This is a genomic window from Niallia sp. FSL R7-0271 (genome assembly GCF_038005785.1).
Lineage (GTDB): Bacteria > Bacillota > Bacilli > Bacillales > Cytobacillaceae > Niallia.
In genome coordinates, this window is record NZ_JBBOTZ010000001.1 from 1,170,825 (window position 1) to 1,194,587 (window position 23,763).

General features: G+C 39.2%; 22 protein-coding genes and 1 riboswitch. Of the genes, 18 read left to right on the forward strand and 4 right to left on the reverse strand.

Going from position 1 to position 23,763, the window contains the following annotated elements; genetic code table 11:
• Window positions 1-14 precede the first annotated feature (14 nt).
• The 6 genes from gdh to MKX82_RS05945 all read left to right on the forward strand — a co-directional run bounded on the left by gdh (window position 15) and on the right by MKX82_RS05945 (window position 4,334).
• Entirely contained in the window at window positions 15-800 is a 786-nt protein-coding gene (gene gdh, locus MKX82_RS05920) for a glucose 1-dehydrogenase (protein ID WP_237941110.1), read from the forward strand.
• Window positions 801-924: 124 nt separating this feature from the next.
• Window positions 925-1,365 carry a MarR family winged helix-turn-helix transcriptional regulator gene (locus MKX82_RS05925; RefSeq protein ID WP_237941111.1) on the forward strand — a complete coding sequence of 147 codons (441 nt, stop codon included), beginning with the start codon at window positions 925-927 and terminating at the stop codon, window positions 1,363-1,365.
• Window positions 1,366-1,480: 115 nt separating this feature from the next.
• On the forward strand, window positions 1,481-1,930 hold the full coding sequence (locus MKX82_RS05930; RefSeq protein ID WP_237941112.1) for a hypothetical protein: 450 nt from the start codon (window positions 1,481-1,483) through the stop codon (window positions 1,928-1,930).
• 138 nt (window positions 1,931-2,068) lie between these two features.
• Entirely contained in the window at window positions 2,069-3,097 is a 1,029-nt protein-coding gene (locus tag MKX82_RS05935) for an NADH:flavin oxidoreductase/NADH oxidase (RefSeq protein ID WP_341075695.1), read from the forward strand.
• 105 nt (window positions 3,098-3,202) lie between these two features.
• The gene (locus tag MKX82_RS05940; RefSeq protein ID WP_341075697.1) at window positions 3,203-4,093 is read left to right on the forward strand and encodes an NAD-dependent epimerase/dehydratase family protein; all 891 of its coding nucleotides are present in this window, start codon (window positions 3,203-3,205) and stop codon (window positions 4,091-4,093) included.
• 106 nt (window positions 4,094-4,199) lie between these two features.
• Window positions 4,200-4,334: a hypothetical protein gene (locus tag MKX82_RS05945; RefSeq protein ID WP_267913467.1), complete on the forward strand. Its 135-nt coding sequence runs from the start codon at window positions 4,200-4,202 to the stop codon at window positions 4,332-4,334.
• Window positions 4,335-4,366: 32 nt separating this feature from the next.
• Here MKX82_RS05945 and MKX82_RS05950 read toward each other — a convergent pair whose 3' ends face one another.
• Window positions 4,367-5,725 carry an amino acid permease gene (locus MKX82_RS05950; protein WP_237941114.1) on the reverse strand — a complete coding sequence of 453 codons (1,359 nt, stop codon included), beginning with the start codon at window positions 5,723-5,725 and terminating at the stop codon, window positions 4,367-4,369.
• 262 nt (window positions 5,726-5,987) lie between these two features.
• Here MKX82_RS05950 and MKX82_RS05955 point away from each other — a divergent pair, with 262 nt between their 5' ends.
• From MKX82_RS05955 to MKX82_RS05970, 4 genes are all read left to right on the forward strand, one after another.
• Window positions 5,988-6,281, forward strand: coding sequence for a Dabb family protein (locus MKX82_RS05955; protein ID WP_233317750.1), 294 nt, complete (start codon window positions 5,988-5,990; stop codon window positions 6,279-6,281).
• Between the two features lie 494 nt (window positions 6,282-6,775).
• Complete coding sequence (locus tag MKX82_RS05960) at window positions 6,776-7,207, forward strand: DUF1641 domain-containing protein (protein ID WP_127735207.1); 432 nt, start codon at window positions 6,776-6,778, stop codon at window positions 7,205-7,207.
• Between the two features lie 39 nt (window positions 7,208-7,246).
• Entirely contained in the window at window positions 7,247-8,431 is a 1,185-nt protein-coding gene (locus MKX82_RS05965) for an NAD(P)/FAD-dependent oxidoreductase (RefSeq protein WP_233317748.1), read from the forward strand.
• Between the two features lie 227 nt (window positions 8,432-8,658).
• Window positions 8,659-8,810: riboswitch (cyclic di-AMP (ydaO/yuaA leader) on the forward strand.
• Window positions 8,811-8,926: 116 nt separating this feature from the next.
• Entirely contained in the window at window positions 8,927-10,753 is a 1,827-nt protein-coding gene (locus tag MKX82_RS05970) for an APC family permease (RefSeq protein WP_233317746.1), read from the forward strand.
• 40 nt (window positions 10,754-10,793) lie between these two features.
• Here the strand turns inward: MKX82_RS05970 and MKX82_RS05975 are convergent, their stop codons facing one another.
• Complete coding sequence (locus MKX82_RS05975) at window positions 10,794-11,567, reverse strand: acetoin reductase (protein WP_341075709.1); 774 nt, start codon at window positions 11,565-11,567, stop codon at window positions 10,794-10,796.
• Window positions 11,568-11,756: 189 nt separating this feature from the next.
• Between MKX82_RS05975 and MKX82_RS05980 the strand changes: the two genes are divergently transcribed.
• The gene (locus MKX82_RS05980; RefSeq protein WP_233317741.1) at window positions 11,757-12,242 is read left to right on the forward strand and encodes a nitroreductase family protein; all 486 of its coding nucleotides are present in this window, start codon (window positions 11,757-11,759) and stop codon (window positions 12,240-12,242) included.
• A 37-nt stretch (window positions 12,243-12,279) separates the two neighbouring features.
• Here the strand turns inward: MKX82_RS05980 and MKX82_RS05985 are convergent, their stop codons facing one another.
• Window positions 12,280-12,624, reverse strand: a complete 345-nt coding sequence (locus MKX82_RS05985) for a helix-turn-helix domain-containing protein (protein ID WP_233317739.1) — start codon at window positions 12,622-12,624, stop codon at window positions 12,280-12,282.
• Between the two features lie 179 nt (window positions 12,625-12,803).
• Between MKX82_RS05985 and MKX82_RS05990 the strand changes: the two genes are divergently transcribed.
• The 3 genes from MKX82_RS05990 (at window position 12,804) to MKX82_RS06000 (ending at window position 17,964) form a co-directional block, all read left to right on the forward strand.
• Window positions 12,804-13,802, forward strand: coding sequence for an asparaginase (locus MKX82_RS05990; protein WP_233317737.1), 999 nt, complete (start codon window positions 12,804-12,806; stop codon window positions 13,800-13,802).
• Complete coding sequence (locus tag MKX82_RS05995; protein WP_341075716.1) at window positions 13,751-14,659, forward strand: YitT family protein; 909 nt, start codon at window positions 13,751-13,753, stop codon at window positions 14,657-14,659. The genes MKX82_RS05990 and MKX82_RS05995 overlap by 52 nt, the downstream gene beginning before the upstream one ends.
• A 329-nt stretch (window positions 14,660-14,988) precedes the next feature.
• A complete protein-coding gene (locus MKX82_RS06000; RefSeq protein WP_341075719.1) occupies window positions 14,989-17,964 on the forward strand; it encodes an SH3 domain-containing protein in 2,976 nt (991 codons plus the stop codon).
• Between the two features lie 34 nt (window positions 17,965-17,998).
• Here MKX82_RS06000 and MKX82_RS06005 read toward each other — a convergent pair whose 3' ends face one another.
• Complete coding sequence (locus MKX82_RS06005) at window positions 17,999-19,120, reverse strand: NAD(P)/FAD-dependent oxidoreductase (RefSeq protein WP_341075721.1); 1,122 nt, start codon at window positions 19,118-19,120, stop codon at window positions 17,999-18,001.
• A 422-nt stretch (window positions 19,121-19,542) separates the two neighbouring features.
• Between MKX82_RS06005 and MKX82_RS06010 the strand changes: the two genes are divergently transcribed.
• The 4 genes from MKX82_RS06010 to MKX82_RS06025 all read left to right on the forward strand — a co-directional run bounded on the left by MKX82_RS06010 (window position 19,543) and on the right by MKX82_RS06025 (window position 23,751).
• Window positions 19,543-20,829 (forward strand): coiled-coil domain-containing protein, encoded by a 1,287-nt coding sequence (locus MKX82_RS06010; RefSeq protein ID WP_341075725.1) that lies wholly within the window; start codon window positions 19,543-19,545, stop codon window positions 20,827-20,829.
• A gap of 336 nt (window positions 20,830-21,165) precedes the next feature.
• Window positions 21,166-22,137 (forward strand): metal ABC transporter substrate-binding protein, encoded by a 972-nt coding sequence (locus MKX82_RS06015; RefSeq protein ID WP_237941121.1) that lies wholly within the window; start codon window positions 21,166-21,168, stop codon window positions 22,135-22,137.
• A 109-nt stretch (window positions 22,138-22,246) separates the two neighbouring features.
• Window positions 22,247-22,954, forward strand: a complete 708-nt coding sequence (locus MKX82_RS06020; protein WP_233314692.1) for a metal ABC transporter ATP-binding protein — start codon at window positions 22,247-22,249, stop codon at window positions 22,952-22,954.
• Window positions 22,900-23,751, forward strand: a complete 852-nt coding sequence (locus MKX82_RS06025; RefSeq protein WP_233314691.1) for a metal ABC transporter permease — start codon at window positions 22,900-22,902, stop codon at window positions 23,749-23,751. The genes MKX82_RS06020 and MKX82_RS06025 overlap by 55 nt, the downstream gene beginning before the upstream one ends.
• Window positions 23,752-23,763 lie beyond the last annotated feature (12 nt).

Consider the following 23,763-nt stretch of genomic DNA (forward strand, 5'->3'; position numbering starts at 1 on the left):
AGGAGGAACTTTCCGTGTATACTGACTTAAAAGGTAAAGTAGTGGCAATTACAGGAGCATCGACGGGCTTGGGCCGTGCAATGGCAATCAGATTTGGTAAAGAGGGGGCTAATGTTGTCATCAATTATTTTTCTGATGACAACGAGGCATCAGCTGTCAAAAAAGAAGTCGAAGAAGCAGGCGGACAAGCTGTCATTATTCAAGGTGATGTCACAAAGGAGCAAGATGTCATCAATCTTGTTAAAACTGCGCATGACCACTTTGGAAAGTTAGATATAATGATAAATAATGCAGGAATTGAGAATCCAGTGCCATCCCATGAGATGACATTAGACAATTGGGAAAAGGTAATCGGCACAAATTTGACTGGTGCGTTTCTTGGCAGCAGGGAAGCGATAAAGTATTTTGTTGAGCATGATATTAAGGGCAATGTAATCAATATGTCAAGCGTTCATGAAATGATTCCGTGGCCGACATTTGTTCATTATGCAGCAAGTAAAGGCGGGGTGAAGCTGATGACAGAAACACTTGCCCTTGAGTATGCTCCAAAAGGAATACGTGTAAATAATATCGGGCCTGGTGCCATTAACACTCCTATTAATGCAGAAAAGTTTGCCGATCCTGCCAAGCGAAAAGATGTGGAAAGTATGATACCATTAGGCTATATAGGAAAGCCGGAAGAAATCGCTGCCGTTGCTGCTTGGCTTGCATCTGATGAGTCCAGCTATGTGACAGGGATAACTTTGTTTGCAGACGGCGGTATGACAAAATATCCGTCTTTCCAGGCTGGGAGAGGCTAAAATAGTTAACAAACAACACTGATATCCTCTGCATTGACCGTTATACTCCCTGTTGGTAGAATGGGAGTTAGTATTTTATAGGAAAGAATTCGGGTTTTGTTATAAGGATATAGGTGGAGATACAATGATGGAAAAACCGGCAAATTCATATACGGAAAGCTGGCTGGCATTATCAAGCTTACAAGGTGCAATAGCGACGGAGCTTGAACATGTCCTGCAGCATCAGCATAAGCTTTCACTTAGAGAGTTTTATGTGCTTCTTTATTTGTCAAAAGCACCAGAGCATAAGCTTAGACTTCAACAGCTTCAAGATATGGTGGGCTTGAGCCAAAGTGCCTTATCAAGGCTTGTAACAAGACTTGAAGCGAAGGAATGCGGAGCCCTGCAGCGACATCTGTGCACAGATGATCGGAGGGGAATTTACACTGCATTGACTGAGTATGGTAAAGACAAGTTTGTGAAAGCAAATGAGACTTTTTCTAACACACTGGCAGCTATACTGGAAAAGACAGAAACAAAAAATGACCTTAGTTCCATATTGCAAATGATGATTGGAAAGAAGTAAAAGCTGATAAGCACATGTCCGCTTTTACTTCTTTCCTTTTTTTATATTTTGTTGTAACTTTTTCCATTCAGTTTTCGCCCTATTAGAAGAAGACAGACTAAGGGGATGTGCTCGTTTGCGAAGGATAATCTTACTGCTTTTTTTCTTTGTATTGCTAATAGGCTGTTCAAACATTCAGCCTGCCATGAATGAACCACCTAGTCTTTTTATTGTTATGGACGATATCCGGCATGAAACGAAGCTTGGCAGCTACTGCTGGTCAAATGGCGGAAGCGGTGTTTGTGCAGATACAGCTGGACCGTTGGAGCTGCTCAAGGATGAAACACCGAAAAAGGTCAAAGCTAATCAAAGGATAAAATTTGAATTTGATTATGAAAATCCTTCTGAAGGGAGCTTACAACAAATACAGTCTGAAAATAAAGAAACAACAGTATTAAAAGCTGGTGGCCAAATGAAGGCTCCGCAAGAAGCGGGAATCTACTATTTTGTGTACTCTGCTTTGTGGACAGATGAGGATAGTCCTAATGGAGATGCACTATATGCTTTTGCTATTGAAGTGGAATAGGTTTGGGAGAAAACGGGTATCTTGTATGTGGAAAAAAAGAGAGAGCTATTTCAAGTTATTTTATTTGACCATCTTGAACAGGAATGATAATTTATATGCATGAGCATGCATTTTGAAAAAGAAAGAAGGAATAAAACGATGGAACATTTATTTTCTCCATACTCTTACAAAAGCTTAGAGCTAAAAAACAGAGTTGTTATGCCGCCAATGTGCCAATATTCTGTGACGAAAAAGGACGGAATTGCAACAGATTGGCATTACGTTCATTATGTAAGCAGAGCAATCGGTGGTGCGAGTTTAATCATTATTGAAATGACAGATGTTGAACCAGACGGAAGGATTACTGACTATGATTTAGGATTATGGTCTGATGAGCAAATTGCTCCACTTGCAAGAATAGTGGATGCTTGTCATCAACACGGTGCGAAAGTGGGCATTCAAATTGCTCATGCTGGTCGCAAAGCAGAAGATGCAGAGCTTCCAGTCGCTCCATCGCCAATTCCATTTGACGAAAACTCGAAAACACCTAGAGAGCTAACAACAGATGAAGTAAAAGGGATGGTAGAGAAATTCCGTGCTGCAGTGGAGCGTGCTGTAAAAGCGGGCGTTGACACAATTGAGCTTCATGGTGCACATGGCTATTTAATTCACCAATTCCAATCAAAGCTGACAAATAAACGGGAAGATGAGTATGGTCAAGATCGTACGAAATTTGGTGTGGAAGTTATCAAAGCAGCTAAGAGTGCTATGCCGGAAGATATGCCTTTAATTTTGCGCATTTCTGCGAAAGAATATGTGGAAGGCGGCTACGAGGTGGAAGAAAGCATCGAGTTTTCGAAAGCGTATGTGGATGCAGGTGTGGATATATTCCATATAAGTGCAGGCGGAGAAGGCCCGATTGCAGCAGCAGGAAAACCTGGCACACATGTTGCTTACCAAGTGCCGTTCGCACGAGCATTTAAACAGGCATTTAATCTTCCTGTCATTGCTGTAGGCAGATTGGATGAAGCAGCTCTTGCTAATTCAGTTATTGGAAATGAAGATGCAGAACTTGTTGCAGTTGGAAGAGGAATGTTAAGAAATCCTTACTGGGCATTAGAAGCAGCTGCTCAGTTAAGGAAGGAAACAGCAATTCCACAACAATATGTACCAGGGTTCCCAAGATAATTATTCAAAAAGGTGCATAGCTATATGCATCTTTTTTCGTGCAGAAAAAGGATACGCTTCCTGTTTGTAGAATAATATAGTGGCATTACATAGGAAGTATCATCAGTGGAGGGGATATTAGTGGAAAAAGCGCTTGTGATCGGTGGAACAAGGTTTTTTGGTGTGCATCTTGTAAGGTCATTATTAGACATGGGTGTTCATGTAACAGTAGCAACTAGAGGGATGGCGGCAGATCCCTTTGGAGACGAAGTGGAACGAATTTTCTTTGACCGCTCTGATTTAACGAACTTTAAGGAATCATTTAAAGATACAAAATGGGATGCTGTTTATGACCAGATTTGTTACTCCTCAGAAGATGCACTTAATGCAATAGAGGTTTTCAGCGGAAAAACGGAACATTACATACTAACATCCACATTATCTGTGTATGACTCTTACAAGCAGCTTTTAAAAGAAGAAGGTTTTAATCCATATGAATATCCAATCGTTATAAAATCTGCCAAAGAGGTGACATATCAAGAAGGAAAAAGACAGGCAGAAGCTGTGTTTTTCCAAAAAGCCCCTTTTAAGACGGCAGCAGTAAGAATTCCCATCGTACTTGGAATCAACGATTATACTAAAAGACTTGAATTTCATACAGAAAAAGTGGCAGCCGGGGAAGAAATCTATTTCCCTAACATTCAGGCAGCAATGGGATTTATTGATGAAAAGGAAGCAGGAAACTTTATTGCCTGGGCTGGAGTAAAGGGGATAGAAGGGCCAGTCAATGCATGTGCTGACGGCATCATTCACTTGTCTGAACTAATAGAAATAATTGAAAAAAGCACTGGAAAACAAGCGGTTTTAGCTAATGAGAAGCAGGATAATAATGCATCTCCTTATGGAATTGACTCATTTTGGGCAATGAGCAATGATAAAGCTAAAGGGATGGGGTATCTATTCTCGAATTTGCAAGAGTGGCTGCCAAGCCTTATAAATAGTATAACAAAAAAGTAAAGTGAATAATTGGAAACTAGCCAACCTGTGCGTATGGTTAGTTTTTTTGCGTAAAGGAAACTTTTTTAACATAATGCATATAAATGGTATTAAAGGAGTGATTTAAATGAATCGAAGCGGACGAGTTGAAAAGAAGATTGCTGCATATTCTTATATTTGCAAAACATTAGGAATTATTAATGAAGCAGAAATGAAACAAATCCAAGCTGGCATCTCTAATAAAAAACGGCAAAATCGCTAAAAGAGGAAAGCTTAGAACGCTTTCCTCTTCATTTAGGTGGTTTCAGGTGAGGACTTTTTATGTTTTAAATGTACGATAAAGGTTGCAATCCCAATCAGTAAAACACAAGCAAGACTTATAAAAAAGCCAGTTCGAATACCTTTTTCTAACACTGTCCCGCTGACAGCAGCAAGAATAAGAAGCAGTCCGATTATTGCCTTTGTCTTATCCCATCCTTTAGGCTTCAAAACTTTAAAGGAGGAGAACAAAATAAATGCCCAATTGTACAGTAACAGTATCCCGGCTGCAGTTGTAATATACTCAAATATCTTCCCTGGCAATAGTAAAGCAGCTAGAACGGATGCAAATAATCCTATTGCTCCTAAAGTTAATGAGGGAAGGGGCAGCTTATGAAATTTCTTTAGCTTCTTTTCGAAAATTTTAGGTGCATCGCCACCTTTAGCCATTGTAACAAGTAATTTAGTTACACCGAATAGCGATGCAGTCATCGTTGAAAACCCAGCAATAATGATCGCCCCATTAAAAACATGAGGGAAAAAGCTGAGCGGATAACCTGCGAGTGCTGTTACAAAAGGACTTTCCTTCTCATTAAATTTATCAAGTGGTACAAGCAATACTGCTAAAGCTAAAGACAGAACATAGATAATCAGCAAAATGATGAGCATATTAGTACCAGCTTTTGGTGCATCCTTCTTGTCCTTAAGCTGCATCGCCATCATTCCAATAACTTCTATCCCTCCATATGCATAAAAGGCATAGATAAGAGATGTCCAAAATCCTTTATATCCTTTTGGGAAAAAAGCATCAAGGCTTTTAGGGGTCTGCATAGCATGATCTCCGCCATGAATCCAGCCAAATAAAGCTGCAGCTCCTAAGATGATAAACATAACAATCGCTGCTGTTTTTATAACAGCTAAATAATTCTCAACCTTATCAAAGCCGTCTGTGCCCAAGAAAACGACAAATATCGATAATACAGCAAAAATACAAGCAAATACCCAAAGAGGTATTTTGGGAAACCAAAATTGTGAAAGAAGAGACAGGGCGGTAAGCTGGCTGCCCATAATAAGAATATTGGAACCCCAATAATTCCAACCGCAGCTAAAGCCGGCCCAAGAACCAAAAGCCTTGTTAGCGTAATAACAAAAGGACCCTTCCTGGGGATCTTCTGCTGTCATTTTTGCCAATAAATTAAAAACAATATAAGTTCCAATTGCCGCAATCATGAAAGATAATACAATCGCTGGACCTGTTTCAATGATTCCCAGGCTGGAACCTACAAAGTAGCCAGTGCCAATCGTACAGCCGACACCAACAAGTGATAATTCATACCATTTTAAATTACCTTGCTTATTTGAATCCTTCTGATTGTCTTTTTCTTGGCTGCTCATAATAACTCCTTCTTAAATAATAATAAAAATGGTTATATGTCTTAACTTAGTATGTATCGTTTTCATTGAAATATTTGCGGAGCGCTGATTTTCATCATTGATGGAAAAATATGTGTAAAATTAAGCGGCAGACCTTGTCTAAGCACTACAAAGGACTCAGGAAAAATAAGTCCATTTACATAACTTTGCTAAAAAATTTGCTGCTTGTTTAAAATTCCGCTAAAATGAGAACGAAAAAAGTATGCCAGAAAGAGGTTCAAGCATGATAGATCATATTGTCCTTGTCAAATTTAGTGAAACAACAACAGAAGAACAGCTGCAGGAAGTGATTAAAAGGTTCCGCGCCTTAAGAAACAAAATCATGGGAGTTGTAGACCTGCAGGCAGGACTGAACTTCGCCCAAAGCAGTAAAGATTATCAGGTAGTCCTGAAGGTTCGTTTTGAAGACAGGGAGGCCCTTGCATTATATGGACCAAATCCCGAACATCAAGCAGTAGCAACATATATTCGCGAAGTCGGCAGAGTCGACAGCATCGTCGTGGATATTGAAATATAAAAGAAAAACAGGCCGAAATTGGCCTGTTTTTTGTATTAGATGGATCAAAAGAAATTATCTCCACACATTAAAAATAGAATGCATAGCGGCAGGTTGATACGTGAAGACTATGATTAAATCGACAAATATTTGTAAAAAGTTCTCACTGAAGCATAACTAACGTATCTATAATAACAACGCATGACATCAAGGTTTTTTCCTGGTAGGTAAGAGCAAGGATTGGATGAAGTCGCTGTGACATATCTCACACAAAACAAAAAAATCTTTAAAATTTTGCGGTTCTCACATTTATTTTTAATAAAAAAGTGGTATTATATTAAAGGAGTTAATGAAGGGTTGTTGTAGAAACTTTAGAATTACTAGTTTTGTATAACTACATACCTTATTATCAATGTATCCAAATTATTAGTCTACGAACTTTTGTGCAAAAATGCACAATAGTTTGATATTCAAAAAAACATTAGGAAAATGCCAATAGCAAAGGAGAATCAGTTATGTCAGAAACAACTACACAAACAAGTGCTGAACTGACAGCTACATCTACTAATAGCCAAGACTTATTGGATCAGCTTTTAAAGCCTGAGGTACAAGAGTCATTGACTACTTTAATCGAACAGCTGCCAAAATTAACAGAAGTCGTTAATACATTGACAAGCTCATATGATCTTGTTCAAGGCCTATCAAAAGATGAGGTCTTCATGAGTGATATGGTCAATGCAACAACTGAAATGCTTGAACCAGTCGTTCATTCAGCAAAAGGTATGGCTTCAGCTGTAATTGAAGCGAAGGATCGTGCTGAGCAAAGCAATGAAACAATCGGTGTATTCGGATTGCTTAAATTACTAAAAGATCCTCAAGCTCAAAAAATGCTGCGTTTTACACAAAGCTATCTTCAAATCTTGAACGAACGCGACCAACAAAAATAAGTTCAACAATTGAATAGAACGAAGGACGGAGGATATACCATGGCAAAAAATATAGTTATTTTAGGTGCAGGCTACGGCGGTCTATTGGCAGCTCAAAATGTCCGCAAATATTACACTAAATCACAAGCGAATGTAACGGTAATCAATAAATATCCAACACACCAAATCATTACGGAATTGCATCGCCTTGCAGCAGGAAACGTTCATGAAAAGGCTGTAGCAATGCCTCTTGATAAGCTTCTTAAAGGTCTTGATGTTGATATTAAGATTGCAACAGTTGAATCTTTCAACGTAGATAATAAAGAAGTAATCCTTGCAGGTGGATCTAAGCTAAGCTACGATGCACTTGTTGTTGCATTAGGAAGCGTAACAGCTTACTTCGGTATTCCTGGATTGGAAGAAAACAGCATGGTTTTAAAATCAGCTGAAGATGCAAACAAAATTTTCAAGCATGTGGAAGAACGCATCAGCGAATATGCTAAAACGAAAAAACCAGAAGATGCTACTATTCTTATCGGCGGCGGCGGATTGACTGGTGTTGAACTAGTTGGTGAACTAGCTGACATCCTGCCTGCAATGACAAAGAAGTACGGCGTTGACTATAAAGAAATCAACCTATCTCTTGTTGAAGCAGGACCAAAGATTCTTCCTGTTCTTCCAGATGATTTAATCGACAGAGCTACTAAAAGCTTGGAAGCTCGCGGCGTTAAGTTCTTGACTGGACTTGCAGTAACAAATGTAGCAGGCAATGTTATTGACTTGAAAGATGGTCAAAAAATCGTTGCTAACACATTTGTGTGGACTGGTGGGGTTCAAGGTAACCCTCTAGTTGGTGTTTCTGGTCTAGAAGTAAACCGCGGACGTGCTACAGTTAATGACTTCTTGCAATCAACTTCACATCCTGAAGTATTTGTTGCAGGAGACAGTGCTGTATACTTCCCAGCTGATGGAGATGGCCGTCCAGCACCTCCAACTGCACAAATCGCATGGCAAATGGGTGAATTAATCGGGTACAACCTTTTTGCTTACCTTGAAGGTAAAACACTAGAAGGATTCAGCCCAATCAACTCTGGTACACTTGCAAGCCTAGGCCGCAAAGACGGAGTTGCTATTGTTGGCGGAAGCTCTACACCGCTTAAAGGCATGCCTGCATCATTGATGAAAGAAGCTTCTAACATCCGTTATCTTTCACATATTAAAGGCTTGTTCAGCTTAGCATACTAATATTTTTTCTAAAGGAAGGGTTGTCTTAACGACAATCCTTCCTTTTTTATTTTTTATTTTATAAAACGATGAAATAACGAGAAAAACAGCAAAAAACAGAGAATTGGTTAGATGAGGACGAGTAATTTGCATTGCCTGCGTCTTTTAGCGTTTTTTTGTTCTTTTTTGCTCTTTTTCCTTCATTTACTTTTTATCTTTTTGGGAGTAATATCTTCAAGTAAATAATATTTCGTAAATCGCTTAATCCATTTTTGGAGCGGGGGACCCAATTTTTATGTGCCGTGATAATGGCGCTTGGGGTGAATCCTATTGCAGGAGGGGCAACTCTCAGATGTCCCAACCCGACAGCTAACTCCGCAAGCGTTTAGAGAGAGGAATAATCTGATGTTCGATTTGACACGATCGACCACGGGGTATCCTCGTGGTTTTTTTGTGTGCAAAAATTGGGATATCGCCTACTTGGAAAGACATTTTACGAGAAAGCTGGAGGGTAACATGAGCGGTTCAATTTTGAAACGAATTTTAATTGGGAAGCCACTAAAAACAAGTGCATTGGGGGAGCAAAAATTAAATAAGCTTAAAGCATTGGCGATTCTTTCTTCTGATGCACTTTCATCGGTTGCATACGGAACAGAACAAATACTGCTCGTATTAGCAGGTATTGGTATTCTCGCATACTGGTATTCTATACCGATTGCCATTGGGGTACTTGTGCTGCTTGTAGCACTGATATTATCATATCGTCAAATCATCTATGCATATCCTCGCGGAGGCGGTGCTTATATTGTTTCAAAAACAAATCTAGGGGAAAATGCCGGCTTGATTGCAGGAGGCTCCTTGCTCGTTGATTATATCCTGACTGTTGCTGTAAGTGTATCAGCAGGTACAGATGCAATTACATCAGCATTTCCTAGCTTACATGAACATAATGTGCTTATAGCCAGCTTGTTTGTTATATTAATTACTATTTTGAACTTAAGAGGAGTCACAGAATCAGCATCTATTCTGGCTTATCCAGTGTATCTGTTTGTTATCGCGTTAGTGGTGCTGATTCTTACAGGTTTATGGAAAATGGTCACAGGTGATGTTGGCAACGCGGTGCATACACCAATTGGTACAGCTGTTCCTGGATTGAGTATTTTTCTATTATTGAAGGCATTCTCATCTGGATGCTCAGCGTTAACAGGGGTCGAGGCTATTTCCAATGCTGTACCGAACTTTAAAGAGCCTTCAGCAAAAAATGCAGTCCGAACATTAACGCTGATGGGAGTTATACTGGGAGTGCTCTTTTCCGGTATTACCTTACTTGCCTATTGGTATGGGATTTCGCCAAAAGCAGAAGAAACGGTTGTATCACAAATCGCTTCAGAGGTGTTTGGCCGGAATGGATTTTATTATTTCATTCAAGTAACGACAGCGCTTATTTTAATATTAGCTGCTAATACTGGCTTTGCTGCGTTTCCGTTGCTTGCAGTCAACCTTGCTGTTGATAAGTATATGCCAAGAATTTTTACAATTCGTGGTGACAGATTGGGCTATTCGAATGGAATTGTTACATTAGGAGCGGCATCTATTCTATTAATTATTCTTTTTAAAGGGAATACAGAAATGCTTATTCCGCTGTATGCAGTAGGTGTATTTATTCCATTTACACTATCCCAAAGCGGAATGATTAAAAAATGGTGCACAGAAAAACCGAAAAACTGGAAGTGGAAAATGAGCATAAACTTGGCTGGGGCATTAATAACACTAACTGTGCTGCTTATTTTATTCACGACAAAGTTTTCTCAAGTATGGTCTGTGCTGATATTCCTACCGATAATCGTCTTTATCTTTCATAAGATTAAAGGGCATTATGAGGATGTTGCCAGCCAGCTCCGTATGGATGAACATCATAAAGCAGAAAAGCCAGAAGGTAATATTGTTATTTTGCCTGTTGCTGGGATAACGAAGGTTGTCGATAATTCTTTAGCATATGCAGAAACGATTGGACAGACGATTATCGCTGTATATGTTGCCTTTGACAGAGAAAGCGAAAAACGGATGGAGGAGAAATGGAAAGCATATAGACCGGATATCCGCCTTGTGACAATCCATTCCCAATATCGCAGTTTAGTGAGACCATTAAGGAGATTCATAGATGTAATTGAAGAAAAAGGAGCAGAAAATAACCATAGTGTCACGGTTATTATTCCACAGTTCATAACGAAAAAAAGCTGGCATAATATCCTGCATAATCAATCCAGCTTGCTTCTTAAAGCCCATCTTCTTTACAGACGAAATGTTATCGTAACTACTGTGCCTTTCCGGTTTAAAAAGTAACAGAGAGAAGGGGGCTCATAAACATGAGCCCCCCTTTTTATTAGCCGTAAAGAATACCGCCGTCGATTAATACTGATTGTCCTGTCATATAGTCTGAATCTTTAGAAGCGAGAAAGGATACAAAATTGGCTACATCTTCTGGTTCCTGTGTGCGGCCTAATGCTATAGATTTAGAGAATTGTTCAAAGGCTTGCCCTTTTTCGAGATTCATATACTCAACCATGCCCTCGTCAATTCTGTCCCACATGCTGGTGCCGACAATGCCTGGGCAATATGCGTTAACTGTTATTTTGGCAGAAGCGAGTTCCTCAGCAGCAGCTTGTGTCCACGCTTTGACTGCAAATTTAGTGGCAGAATAAGCACCTAGTAAGGAATAAGCTCTGTGCCCTGCGATGCTGCAGGCATTAATGATTTTTCCGCCAGTTCCTTGTTTTTTCATTTGCACTGCGGCTGCTTGGATACCGTACAAGGTTCCGAACACGTTGACTTCAAAAATTCTTTGTAAATCCTCTTCCGAAATATTAAGAATAGAATCAACTTGATCTATACCTGCATTGTTTACAAACACATCTAGCTGTCCGTATTCTTGCACCGTTTGTTCTACTAATGCTTCTAGCTCTTGTTTTTTGCTGACATTTGCTTGAATTGCAATCGAATCGATGCCTTTCTCTATCAGTTCGATGCTGGTTCTGTTTGCACTTTCTTCATTAATGTCACTGACTACAACCTTGAAACCATCTTTGCCAAGGCGTTCTGCAATCGCTTTGCCAATCCCCATTCCAGAGCCTGTGATTACTACTACTTGTTTATCCATAATGCTACTCCCTTCTATTACTAGTTAATTACCATCCTAATTCCCTGATAGAAAGGCAGTGAAACAAGCAAAACCTTATTTAACAGATTTCCTGGGAAATTTGTCGACAGGATAAAGTAGTTAAAATAACAGAAAAAACTTGCATTCATGTATAATAAAAGAGACTAAAAAGCAAAGGGGATATGAGAGATGAGTTTGGCTACAATTATTAAGGAAAGAAGAACCTTTAAGAAGTTTAAAACAGAAGCTATTGATTTGGAAACAATTAAAGAGCTGCTGCAAGTATCAGCATTTGCTCCAAACCATAAATTAACAGAACCGTGGGAAATCGTATTTATCGGGGAAGAAACAAGGGCTAAGTTTAATCATAAAATCAATTTCGGAGATGCGCCAATTTTATTTGCTGTTTTATCTCACAAAGGAAAGACTGCTTTAGAAAGGGAAGAAAATACAGCTGCGGTGTCTTGTTTTATCCAAAACTTTCTATTGCTGGCATGGGAGAAAGGAATCGGAACTTTTTGGAGTTCTGTAGGCGCTTCTGAGAACGGTAGAAATATTTTAGGTGTGACAGAAGACTATGATGTGATCGGTGTAATTGCAGCTGGGTATCCTGATGAGACGAAGGACGCAAAGGAAAGACAATCGATCGAATTAAAAGTAAAACATTTGAATTAGGGATTTAAAAAACTTGATTTTATTAAATCAGGTTTTTTTATTGAGCAATTTCTTCCTTATCCAGCTGTCTTCTGACTGTTGTAAATGCAACGATATTTGCAATTTCTTCTTTTGTAAGCGGCTTTCCATCTACTGTCAGCACAAGGTTGTCCATTTTCGGAATAGACCCAATTTCTACTTTTGTTGTCTTATTCTTGCGGGAAAGAATTACATCAACAGAAACATCAAACAAGTCTGCTATTTGAATGAGGGCTCTTAATGATGGCTCGCGGTAGCCAGATTCATAGCCGGCATAAGTGCTTTTAGCAATTCCTAAAAGTTCAGCTGTTTCAGCTTGAGACCAGTTTTTGTTTTTCCTAAGTTCACTTAATATTTGCAGCAACTTTAATTCCTCCTTTTACTCTATATTTGGAGTATAGCATGTCAATCCTCGTTTTAAAAGAAAAAATACGCGAATTGAATACATATATTGCTTTATTAATAGGAATGGTACTATAATACAAATAAATAAATACGCGTAACGCATATAAAGAAATGATGGAGGAAGTAGGAGGAACACTCATGAAAAAAATATTGCTGCTTGCAACAGGTGGTACAATTGCTTCTGTAGAAGGAAATGAAGGGTTAGTTCCTGGCATGTCTGCGGAGCAGTTATTAGAGCATTTTGAAGGAGATTCTCAGACTGTTGATGTCACATGTGAAATACTGATGAACAGAGACAGTACGAATATGCAGCCAGAGCATTGGAAAGTGATTGCGGAGGCAATCAGCAACAATTATAACTTATATGATGGTTTTGTGATAACACATGGAACAGATACGATGGGCTATACTTCTGCAGCATTATCATACATGCTTCAAGGATTAGACAAGCCAGTTGTTATTACAGGATCTCAAGTTCCGATCAGCTTTAAACAGACTGATGCAAAGAAAAATGTGGCAGACAGTATCCGTTTTGCAACAGAAAACATCGGCGGGGTATTTGTTGTCTTTGATGGCAGGGTTATCATTGGCACGCGTGCAGTGAAGATGAGAACGAAAAGCTATGATGCTTTTGAGAGTATAAATCATCCGTATGTTGCATCCATTCAAGACAATCATATTCATTATTACTGGAAGCCTGGCAAAGCAGAAGGTTCTTTTAAGAAGGATACTAGCCTGTGTCCAGATGTGTTTCTGTTGAAGCTTCATCCAGGTACGAAGCCGGAAATATTCGACTATTTAAAAGACAACTATAAAGGCATTGTTATTGAAAGTTTCGGCAATGGGGGCCTGCCTTTTGAGGGAAGAAACCTGCTTCCTAAGCTTCAGGAAATGGTAGAGTCAGGAGTGGCTGTCGTCATCTCCACCCAGTGCCTAGAGGAAGGACAAGACTTGTATTTATATGAGGTAGGAAGAAAGGTTGCGCAATATAATGTTATCTTATCGGCGGATATGAACACAGAAGCTATTATCGCCAAGCTGATGTGGGTATTAGGAAAAGCAGATAATGTTAAAGAAGCAAAAGAATGGATGGAGAAGCCGATCGCATGGGATCTTTCAGTGGATTGGGAAAAGTGAAGGTAATTTCGTTTGAGAAGACAGCAAGCTATATTTGGCTCCATATAGGGGTATTGCTTATGGCCGTTAATATTCATTATTTTATGGCACCAAACCAGTTTGCTTCTGGAGGACTCGGAGGTTTGAGCATTGTCCTTCAAGCGGTGTTCCCTAATATGCCTCTTGGCGGGCTGATGGGTTTGCTCAATATAATATTCTTCCTGTTAGGGTTTGCGTTTTTAGGGTTTCAATTTGGCCTTAAAACAATCTATGCTAGTTTTTTGCTAACGTTTTTTGTTTGGGGATTAGGAGAACTAGATCCTGTAAGTGCACCGTTAAGTCATGATCTTTTCATCCAGCTTGTTGTCGGTACTTTAATCGCGGGCTTTGGGTTAGTGCTTGTATTAAAGCAAAATGCATCTACTGGTGGGATGGACTTAGTTGCCATGATACTCAATAAATATTTTTCGATTGAAATAGGCAAGGCCGTACTTATGGCAGATTGTCTTATTTCTGTGGCTGCACTGTTTGTTTTCGGTGTGGAAAAAGGATTGTACGCCTGCTTTGGAGTTTTCTTGAGAGGAATTGTAGTGGATTACTTCCGCAACCAGCTGCAAATGACAAAAGAGGTAGTTATCATTAGCGAGAAATGTGAATTCATTAAGCAGTATATTATTGAAAACCTTCATCAAAGCGCAACACTGCACTCTGCCAAAGGGGCATTTTCTAATGACGATAAAGAAGTTATTACGATTGTATTAGAAAGACAGGATTATATAAAATTAAAAAAATTTATCTATAAAATTGATAAGAGAGCCTTCATTACTGTACATAATATGAACGAAGTGATGGGCAGTAATTTTAATAATGTTGTTTAAACAGGCATGTAACAGGGTAAGTATTTCTACCCTGTTTTTTTATGTCTTTTTGAGGGGTCAGCTTGATTTTTAGGGATTTTTTGTCTGCTGGCAGTGGGAAAACACGGAAAAATATCTTAATAACTGAAAAAACCATCCGATAATACATAGTATAAAAAGCATTTCTTCATTGTGATAAAACGTGACTATAGTATTATATACGTATAATCGCATAAAGAATAATATAGGTAATATACAGTAAATATATGAGAACAAATTACATAATGAAGTTTTGTAGGTCAATAGAATCATATTGTTGGATGTGATTCTAGTAATAAGGAGGTTTTAGGATGAAAAAAGTAATTGTGCCAGGTGTGTTTTTTACGGCATTATCAGCACCTGTCCTTATTCAAGAAGCACAAGCAGCGTCAAATGAGGCTGTTGTAAAGTATGTCAATGTAGAAAGCAACTCTTCCCTTAATGTGAGAAAAAGCGCGTCATCTAGCGCGGCTGTAGTAACAACGTTAAAAAAAGGAAAAGAAGTAACTGTTCTGTCTGAAAGCAATGGATGGGCAAAAATATCTGTTGATGGGAAGACTGGCTATGTAAGCACTGCCTATCTTTCAGAAAAAACTAGTAACTACATAAAATATGTGTCTATTGATCAAAATTCTACTCTGAATGTGCGAAGCGCACCGAATACTTCTTCGTCTGTTGTTACAAAAATAAAAGTGAACACTAGTGTGGAAGTTTCCTCAACATCTAATGGCTGGTCAAAAATAAAAGTGAACGGAAAGGAAGGATACGTAGCTTCTAAGTATTTAGCTGACAAGGTAACAGCAGTAAAGGATAATTCTTCGGAAAGCTCTTCTTCCAAACCAAACACAGCTGCTGAAGCAAAAACAACTACGATGTATGTCAATGTTGACCAAGGTTCAAGCTTAAACATGAGAAACAAGGCTTCAAACAGCGGGTCTGTAATCGTGAAGCTTGCCAGGGGAGTGGCGGTAACATCTTACGGAGATTCTAATGGCTGGACAAAAATAAACGTTTATGGAAAAGAAGGATATGTTTCCACACAATATCTATCAAAAACAAAACCTTCAACATCTACTGCTGACAGTGGTTCAACCAATGTTGTGAAAACTACAACGAAATATGTAAATGTTACAAAGGGTTCCTCATTAAATATGCGTTCTAGCGCCAGCACAAGCGCAAGTGTAGTGTCCAAGCTTGCAAGAGGGACAAAGGTGACAGTAACTTCTGAAGCAAACGGCTGGGCGAAAATTACAGCAGGCGGCAAAACAGGCTATGTGAGTACAAGCTATTTGTCCTCATCAAACCCAGACAGTCAAAGCAGCAACAATGGCAACTCTGGCAATACAGATACAGGCAAAGAAACAGCTGTAACAAAGTATGTGAATGTGGATAAAAATTCAACGTTAAATATGCGTTCAAGCGCCAGCACAAGTGCAAGTGTAGTGTCCAAGCTTGCAAGAGGGACAAAGGTGACAGTAACTTCTGAAGCAAAGGGCTGGGCAAAAATTACAGCAGGCGGGAAAACAGGCTATGTGAGTACAAGCTATTTGTCCTCATCAAACCCAAACAGTCAAAGCAGCAACAATGGCAACTCCGGCAATACAGATACAGGCAAAGAAACAGCTGTAACAAAGTATGTGAATGTGGATAAAAATTCAACGTTAAATATGCGTTCAAGCGCCAGCACAAGTGCAAGTGTAGTGTCCAAGCTTGCAAGAGGGACAAAGGTGACAGTAACTTCTGAAGCAAAGGGCTGGGCAAAAATTGCAGCAGGCGGGAAAACAGGCTATGTGAGTACAAGCTATTTGTCCTCATCAAACCCAAACAGTCAAAGCAGCAACAATGGCAACTCCGGCAATACAGACACAGACAAAGAAACAGCTGTAACAAAGTATGTGAATGTGGATAAAAATTCAACGCTGAATATGCGTTCAAGTGCCAGCACAAGCGGAAGTGTAGTGTCCAAGCTTGCAAGAGGGACAGCTGTTACGGTTATTTCTGAAGCAAACGGCTGGGCAAAGGTGACAGCAGGCGGCAAGACTGGCTATGTTAGCAGCAGTTATTTATCTGCAAGCAAATTGGATGACAGCACTGGCTCTGAGTCTAAACCTGATACAGGCACTGGCAACGGTGAGCAAGGAACAACAAAGTATGTAAATGTCGACCAAGGATCAAGTCTAAATATGCGCAGCAAGCCATCTACTTCTGGAGCGGTTGTTGCAAAATTAGCAGCAGGTACAGCGGTCATTGTCTACTCAGAAGCAGATGGCTGGGCAAAGGTGACTGCTAATGGTCAAGAAGGCTATGTCAGCAGTTCCTATTTAACGACTAAACAAGCGGAAACTCCAGGTGTGAGCATTGGGGATACAGTTAAGACATACGTAAACTATGATATGACATTGAATGAAATGGCTGATATCCAAATGAAGGCAAACCCGCAAACCGATAAGGTTTACAATGTCTATATAAGAGAAGATGCTATTGCCTTTAAATCCTCTGATTCGACAAAAGGAACTGTTTTAGGAAGCGGATGGAGATTAAGAGGCGGTGCAGGTACAGAATACCAGGTCGTCAATTCTGTTCAAAACGGTCAAGTGCTGACAGTCACTTCAAAAGTGAAGGGTTCGGACGGTTATTATTGGTATAAAGTAAACAGCACACAATCATGGGTAAATGCAAGCAAAGAAGATACTACGTATTATTTGGATCCAAATAATTTCCTTAACACCACTGTGCAGTCCATGCAGTTTCTTAAACTGTCGGCTAAAGCTGACATTAATGACGCAGAAGTGAATGAACGCATTCTTGCGGGGAAAGGGGTTTTGGCTGGAAAAGCTTCCTCGTTTATCACGGCAGCGAATGCTTATGGTGTGAACGAAATTTACTTAATTTCTCACGCCTTGCTGGAAACTGGCAATGGTTCATCTACATTAGCGAAAGGTGTCCAAGTGAACGGCAAAACTGTTTATAATATGTATGGAATTGGCGCATATGATGGCAGTGCAATTTCAAGTGGTGCTCAATATGCATACAATGCAGGCTGGTTTACACCTGAAGCAGCAATCATTGGTGGAGCTAAGTTTATCGCACAAGGATATATTAATGCAGGACAGGATACGCTTTACAAAATGAGATGGAATCCGGGCGCTGCAGAAAGCACTGGGAATGCAACACATCAGTATGCAACAGATATCGGCTGGGCGTCAAAACAAGTAACCCAAATTCATAATCTATACAGTCTGTTAAACTCTTATACGCTGAAATTGGAAATACCAGTGTATAAATAACAAAAATGCTGACCCAATTATTTGGGTCAGCATTTTATTTTTCACTGATAAATTCATCCAACGCGTAATCTGCTGCGGGGATATCCAGCTCTTTATCTAAAGCAAGCTTAGCAAGCTGCTGGCCGAGATAAGGTCCCATTGTTAGTCCTGATGCACCTAGACCGTTTGCGAAAATAACACTGTCCTGCCCAGGAATTCTTCCGAAAATAGGCAAAAAATCTGCGGTGAATGGCCTAAAACCTACTTTTGCTTCCAAAAATGTACTGTTTAACAGTCCTGGAGCAAACAATAGCGCTTTTTCCATTATCTCTTTCATGCCGCCCATTGTCAGCCTGTAATCAAGGGCTTCATCATTTTCATGGGTTGCTCCAATTACAATGCGGTTCCCATTTAAGGAAAGGATATACTGATCATGTGGAGGCATTACAACAGGCCAATCGTCGCTGTTTACTTCAGGCATTTGCAAGTGAATAATCTGACCCTTTTGAAAGCTTAAGTCAATTGCCAGCTTTAATGGCTGAAGAAGCTCATTCGCCCATACGCCGGCAGTAATAATAACTTCATCTGCCAGAATTGTTTCATGTGCTGTTTTAATGCCGATAACAGTGCCGTTTTCCATTAGCAAGCTGCAATCTGTTTGAAGAAATATCGCATCTAGTTTTTGAGCAGCAGATAGCAGAGAGTTTCTTAATGCCCAGCCATCAACTCTGGCAGCACCGCTCACATAAACAGACTGGTAGCCGTCCGCTAAAGGAGGGAAGAGCCTCTTTGATTCTTGTTCTGATAGAATCGTAACATCTCCTATTTCTGGTGCATCTTCTTTGCGTTTTAAAGTTCTTTTTACCATCGCTTCTAGTTTGTCTATATTATTGTGCGGGCTGATAGCCCCGACTTTTTTATAGCCTGTGTTACATTCCCCGCTCGCCTGCAGCTCTTCCACTAAAGCGGGATAATATCTGGCTCCCTCCATCGCAAGCCTGTACCAACGCTTGTTGCGTCGCTGTGATATCCATGGACAAATAATTCCCGCTGCAGCTTTTGTTGCCTGTCCAGAATCCTCTCTGTCCACAATAGTTACTTGCGCACCTTGCTTAGCTAATTCATAGCCAACAGACGCTCCTAGAATTCCAGCGCCTATTATTACTGTTTTTTTCATTATAGTCCCTGCCTTACTAGTTATTAAAATGTGCAAAGTGTTACGTTTATGTGACATAACCTAATATAGGTTGCAGACTGTCCACAAAAAAGCGTACTATTATTTTAAGCTTTTACTAGGATAGATTTCAATCCATGCTATTTTAGGTACTGTATTTCAAGAAAATTACTAGATTAATATAAAATTGAAATATAACTGTAACATTCCTATTACTTAAATGACAAAATGTGATGCTATACTACTAATTGTTGGCGAAAGTTGTACAAAGAATAGAAGTTTCGTCGAAAACTAATCGAACGGCTTACAAAAATGGGCCTTTCCTAATATAATGATGGGGTAACCCCATAAACTTTACTAACTACATAAATTACTAGACAGATAATAATAGAACGTACATTAGACCAGTGCAGGGGGAAAATGAAATGTTAAAAAAGAAATTAGTAGTTTTAAACACAACAATTATGCTTGGACTTGGAAGCTTAGGTATTCCGGCAATCAGCGCAAAAGCAGAAACATCTGCATCTATTGCAAGTGAGCGTACTGCATTACAGGATAAAATTTCTGATGCTGAGTATAAAATTATTGAAGCGCAAGAGAAGCTTGCTGACTTAAATGCACAAATCAAACGTGTAGACAGTGCCGTTGAAGATAATAAAGAGCAAATTGAAAAGACAGAAAAAGATATTAAAAGCACGAAAGAAGAAATTGCTTCATTAGAAAAAGAAATTAAAGACCTTCAAAACAGAATTGAACAACGCAATGAAATTTTAAAAGAGCGTGCTCGCACATATCAAGAGAATGGCGGAAGCGTTGATTATATCGATGTTTTGCTAGGATCTGCTAGCTTCAAAGAGTTTGTTGACCGCGTTGGTGCTGTTGCAACAATCATGGAAGCGGACAAAGATCTTATCCAAAGCAATGAAGCAGATAAACAAGATTTAGAGAAAAAGCAATCAAGCGTTGAAGAAAAGCTATCAGGCTTAAAAGATATGCAATTAGATTTGGAAGAAATGCAAAAGCAAAACCTTGCTAAACAAGAGGAAAATGAAAAAGCGAAAGCTGAATTAGAAGAGAAGCAAAAAGAAAATGAAGCGGCTAAAGCAGAGCTTGAAAAGGAAGATAATTCTCTTGCAGCTAAAGAAGAAGAAATCAAGAAAATGATTAAAGAGAAAAAACAAGAGGATTTAGACAATTTAATCAGTACAACAACTCAAGCAACTTCAAGCTCAAGTTCTGATTCGAGCTCTAACTCAAGCTCAAGCTCTTCTGCTAAGAAAAGCACATCTACAGCAAAGAAAAGCAGTTCAAGTGAACAAAAAGCAACAGGTGGAAAATCTGCTGTAATTACTGCAGGCTATAAATATATTGGAAACTCAACATATAAATTCGGTGGCGGAAGAACTGCTTCTGATATTGCAAATGGATTGTTTGACTGTTCTGCATTCGTAAGCTGGGCTTACTCTCAAGGCGGATACAGCATCCCTGCAAGCACTGATGCATTGAAAAACTACGGAACACAAGTTTCTTACAGCGATATTCAACCTGGAGATTTAGTATTCTTTGATACTTACAAAAAGGACGGCCATGTAGGTATCTATATCGGCGGTGGCAAGTTCATCGGATCTCAAAGCTCTAACGGTGTTGAAATTGTTTCTATGTCTAACAGCTACTGGAAATCTGTTTTCAACGGAAGAGTAGTACGTATCTAATTTGAACTATTAATAGAAAGCATTACTCGGTGGTTAGAATCATTGGGTAATGCTTTTTATTCTTCATTAAGTATATACCCTTATTTTTAAGCAATATTCAAATATTGTTTAAAAATTTTAAAAATGGCAAGAATGATCATAACAGACAGAAAAGAGTTAATTAGTTTATAAAAAACTATTGATTTATTCATCCATATAGTTTAAAATCAATAATCGTAATCGTTCTGATTTGAAATAATCTTTTATATTTATAGTTTACATGTTTTATAATCACTTATAAATCGTAATCAATCCGAAATAATCACAGATCATAATGAAAGAAAAGGAGCAGATATAATGTTAAATACATATAAAATACTGATTATGTCGCTAATTGTCCTTGTTATCGCGGCAGGATGCAGCAATGGCAATGGAGAAACGAGTGAAGAGAAAGACAGCGACAAGCTGAAAATTATCACTACTTTTTATCCAATGTATGAGTTTACGAAGAATGTAGCCGGTGATAAAGCAGATGTTGAGCTGCTGATTCCATCGACTATTGAACCACATGATTGGGAGCCAACTCCAAAGGATATCGGTAACATCCAAAATGCAGATTTATTTGTTTATAACAGTGATGATATGGAAACGTGGGTTGCTGATATTGAAGCAAGCATCAATAATGACAAAGTATCTGTTGTTGAAGCAAGTAAAGGCATTGAATTGATGGATGGTGAAGAAGAAGAGCATGAACATGAAGAAGAAGGACATGAAGAAGAAGAACATGAACATGAGCATAGCCATGAAGCTGATCCCCATGTTTGGCTAAGTCCAGTTTTAGCGCAGCAAGAAGTCCAAACAATTACGGATGCAATCGTCAAGGCAGATCCAGATAATAAAGAGTACTATGAAACAAAAAGCAGCGAGTATATCGAACAGCTGAAAGCACTTGATGAGAAATACAAAACAGAGTTAGCAGATAAAACGTCAAATGAATTTATTACACAGCATACAGCATTTTCATACTTGGCAAAAGAATATGGACTTGTTCAAGTGCCGATTTCAGGGATTTCTCCTAGTGAGGAACCAAGTGCTGCCAAATTAGCAGAGCTTAAAACTTATGCCCAAGACCATAAGATAAAAGTGATTTATTTTGAAGAGCTCACTTCTAGCAAAGTGGCTGATACTCTTGCAAAAGAGCTTGGGGCTGACACAGAAGTATTGAATGCATTAGAAGGTTTGAGTGATGAGCAGCAAAAAGCTGGTGAGAATTATATTACAGTTATGGAAGATAACTTAGAGCAGCTGAAAAAATCTCTTTTTGAGTAAAGATATGCTATAATCATTAAGGCGTATGTGAAGCATGTCATCACATACGCTTTCTATGTGAAAAAGAGGATAGTTAAATAGATAATAAAAAACGAAAGGGGAGATTGAGATGGCACTTGCTTCTATTAGAAATATAACATTTGGTTATGAACATCTGCCCTCATTAGAAGATGTTTCTTTCGACTTAGAAAGCGGAGAGTTTGTCGGAATCACCGGCCCGAATGGTGCGAGCAAATCGACGCTGTTAAAGCTAATACTTGGCTTGTTGAAGCCTTGGAGTGGAAATGTTGTTTTAAGCAAACAGAACAGTCAAGGGAAAAAATTGACGGTCGGCTATGTTCCGCAGCAAATATCATCTTTTAATGTCGGCTTTCCGAGCACGGTCTTAGAACTTGTTCGCTCTGGCAGATACCAAAAAAAGAAATGGTATAAGCGGCTTCAGGAAAATGACCATAAGGCAGTCCAAGTTGCATTGGAAATGGTCGGCATGTGGGAGCACCGTAATAAAAAGGTAGGAGATTTATCTGGCGGTCAAAAACAGAAAATCATTATTGCTAGAGTACTGGCATCAGAGCCGGATTTGCTCGTATTAGATGAACCGACGACAGGCATGGATGCTGAAAGCCGCAAAGGTTTTTATGAGTTTATGAGGCATCAAGTTGTATCCCATAACCGAACTGTCGTGATGGTAACACATGAGCAGGACGAAGTAGAAAGCTACTTAGATAAAATAATTCATATTGAGAAAGGAGAGAAGGGAGGATGGAGATGTTTGACCTTGAATTCATGCAAAGAGCATTTTGGGCAGGCGGATTAATTGCTATCATTGCACCGATTATTGGTGTGTTTCTTGTGTTAAGAAGACAGGCCCTGATGGCAGACACTTTGTCCCATATCTCGTTGGCGGGTGTGGCAATCGGCTATTTCTTTCACACTAATCTGACTTTCTCAAGCATTCTTGTTGTTGTGGCAGGTGCTTTAGGAATTGAATATATGAGACGGGCATATCACTCTTATTCAGAGGTTTCTGTTGCTATTTTGATGGCTGCAGGTTTATCCTTTGCCCTCTTTTTAATGAGTATTTCAAGCGGGGGAATGTCGACGAGCATGGATCAGTACTTGTTCGGAAGCATCATCACAATCAGCGAGCAGCAAGTTCTTGTGTTGGCTGCAGTAACTGTTATTATATTGCTATTTTTCATCATTTTTAAACGGTCTATGTATTTAATGACGTTCGATCAAGATACAGCAACAGCTAGTGGTGTGAATACAAATCTATTATCGATATCATTCAGTATTTTAACAGGAATTGCGATTTCGGTGATTATTCCAACAATCGGTGTGCTGTTAGTGTCCGCATTGCTTGTATTGCCAGCTGCGTTTGCAATCAAGCTCGCAAAGGGTTTTAAAATGGTGTTCATCGTGGCAATCCTTATCGCCTTGTTCAGTATTTTCACTGGTCTTTTCTCATCCTATCAATTAGGAACTCCACCAGGAGCGACAATTACATTGCTGCTTGTCATACTATTAGGTTTTGGTTTCCTTATTCAAAAAATAGTGCTGCACTTCATGCGCTACCATAAACAAAAGGAATACCGAAAAAACTTCGGATAAAATAAGAGAAGG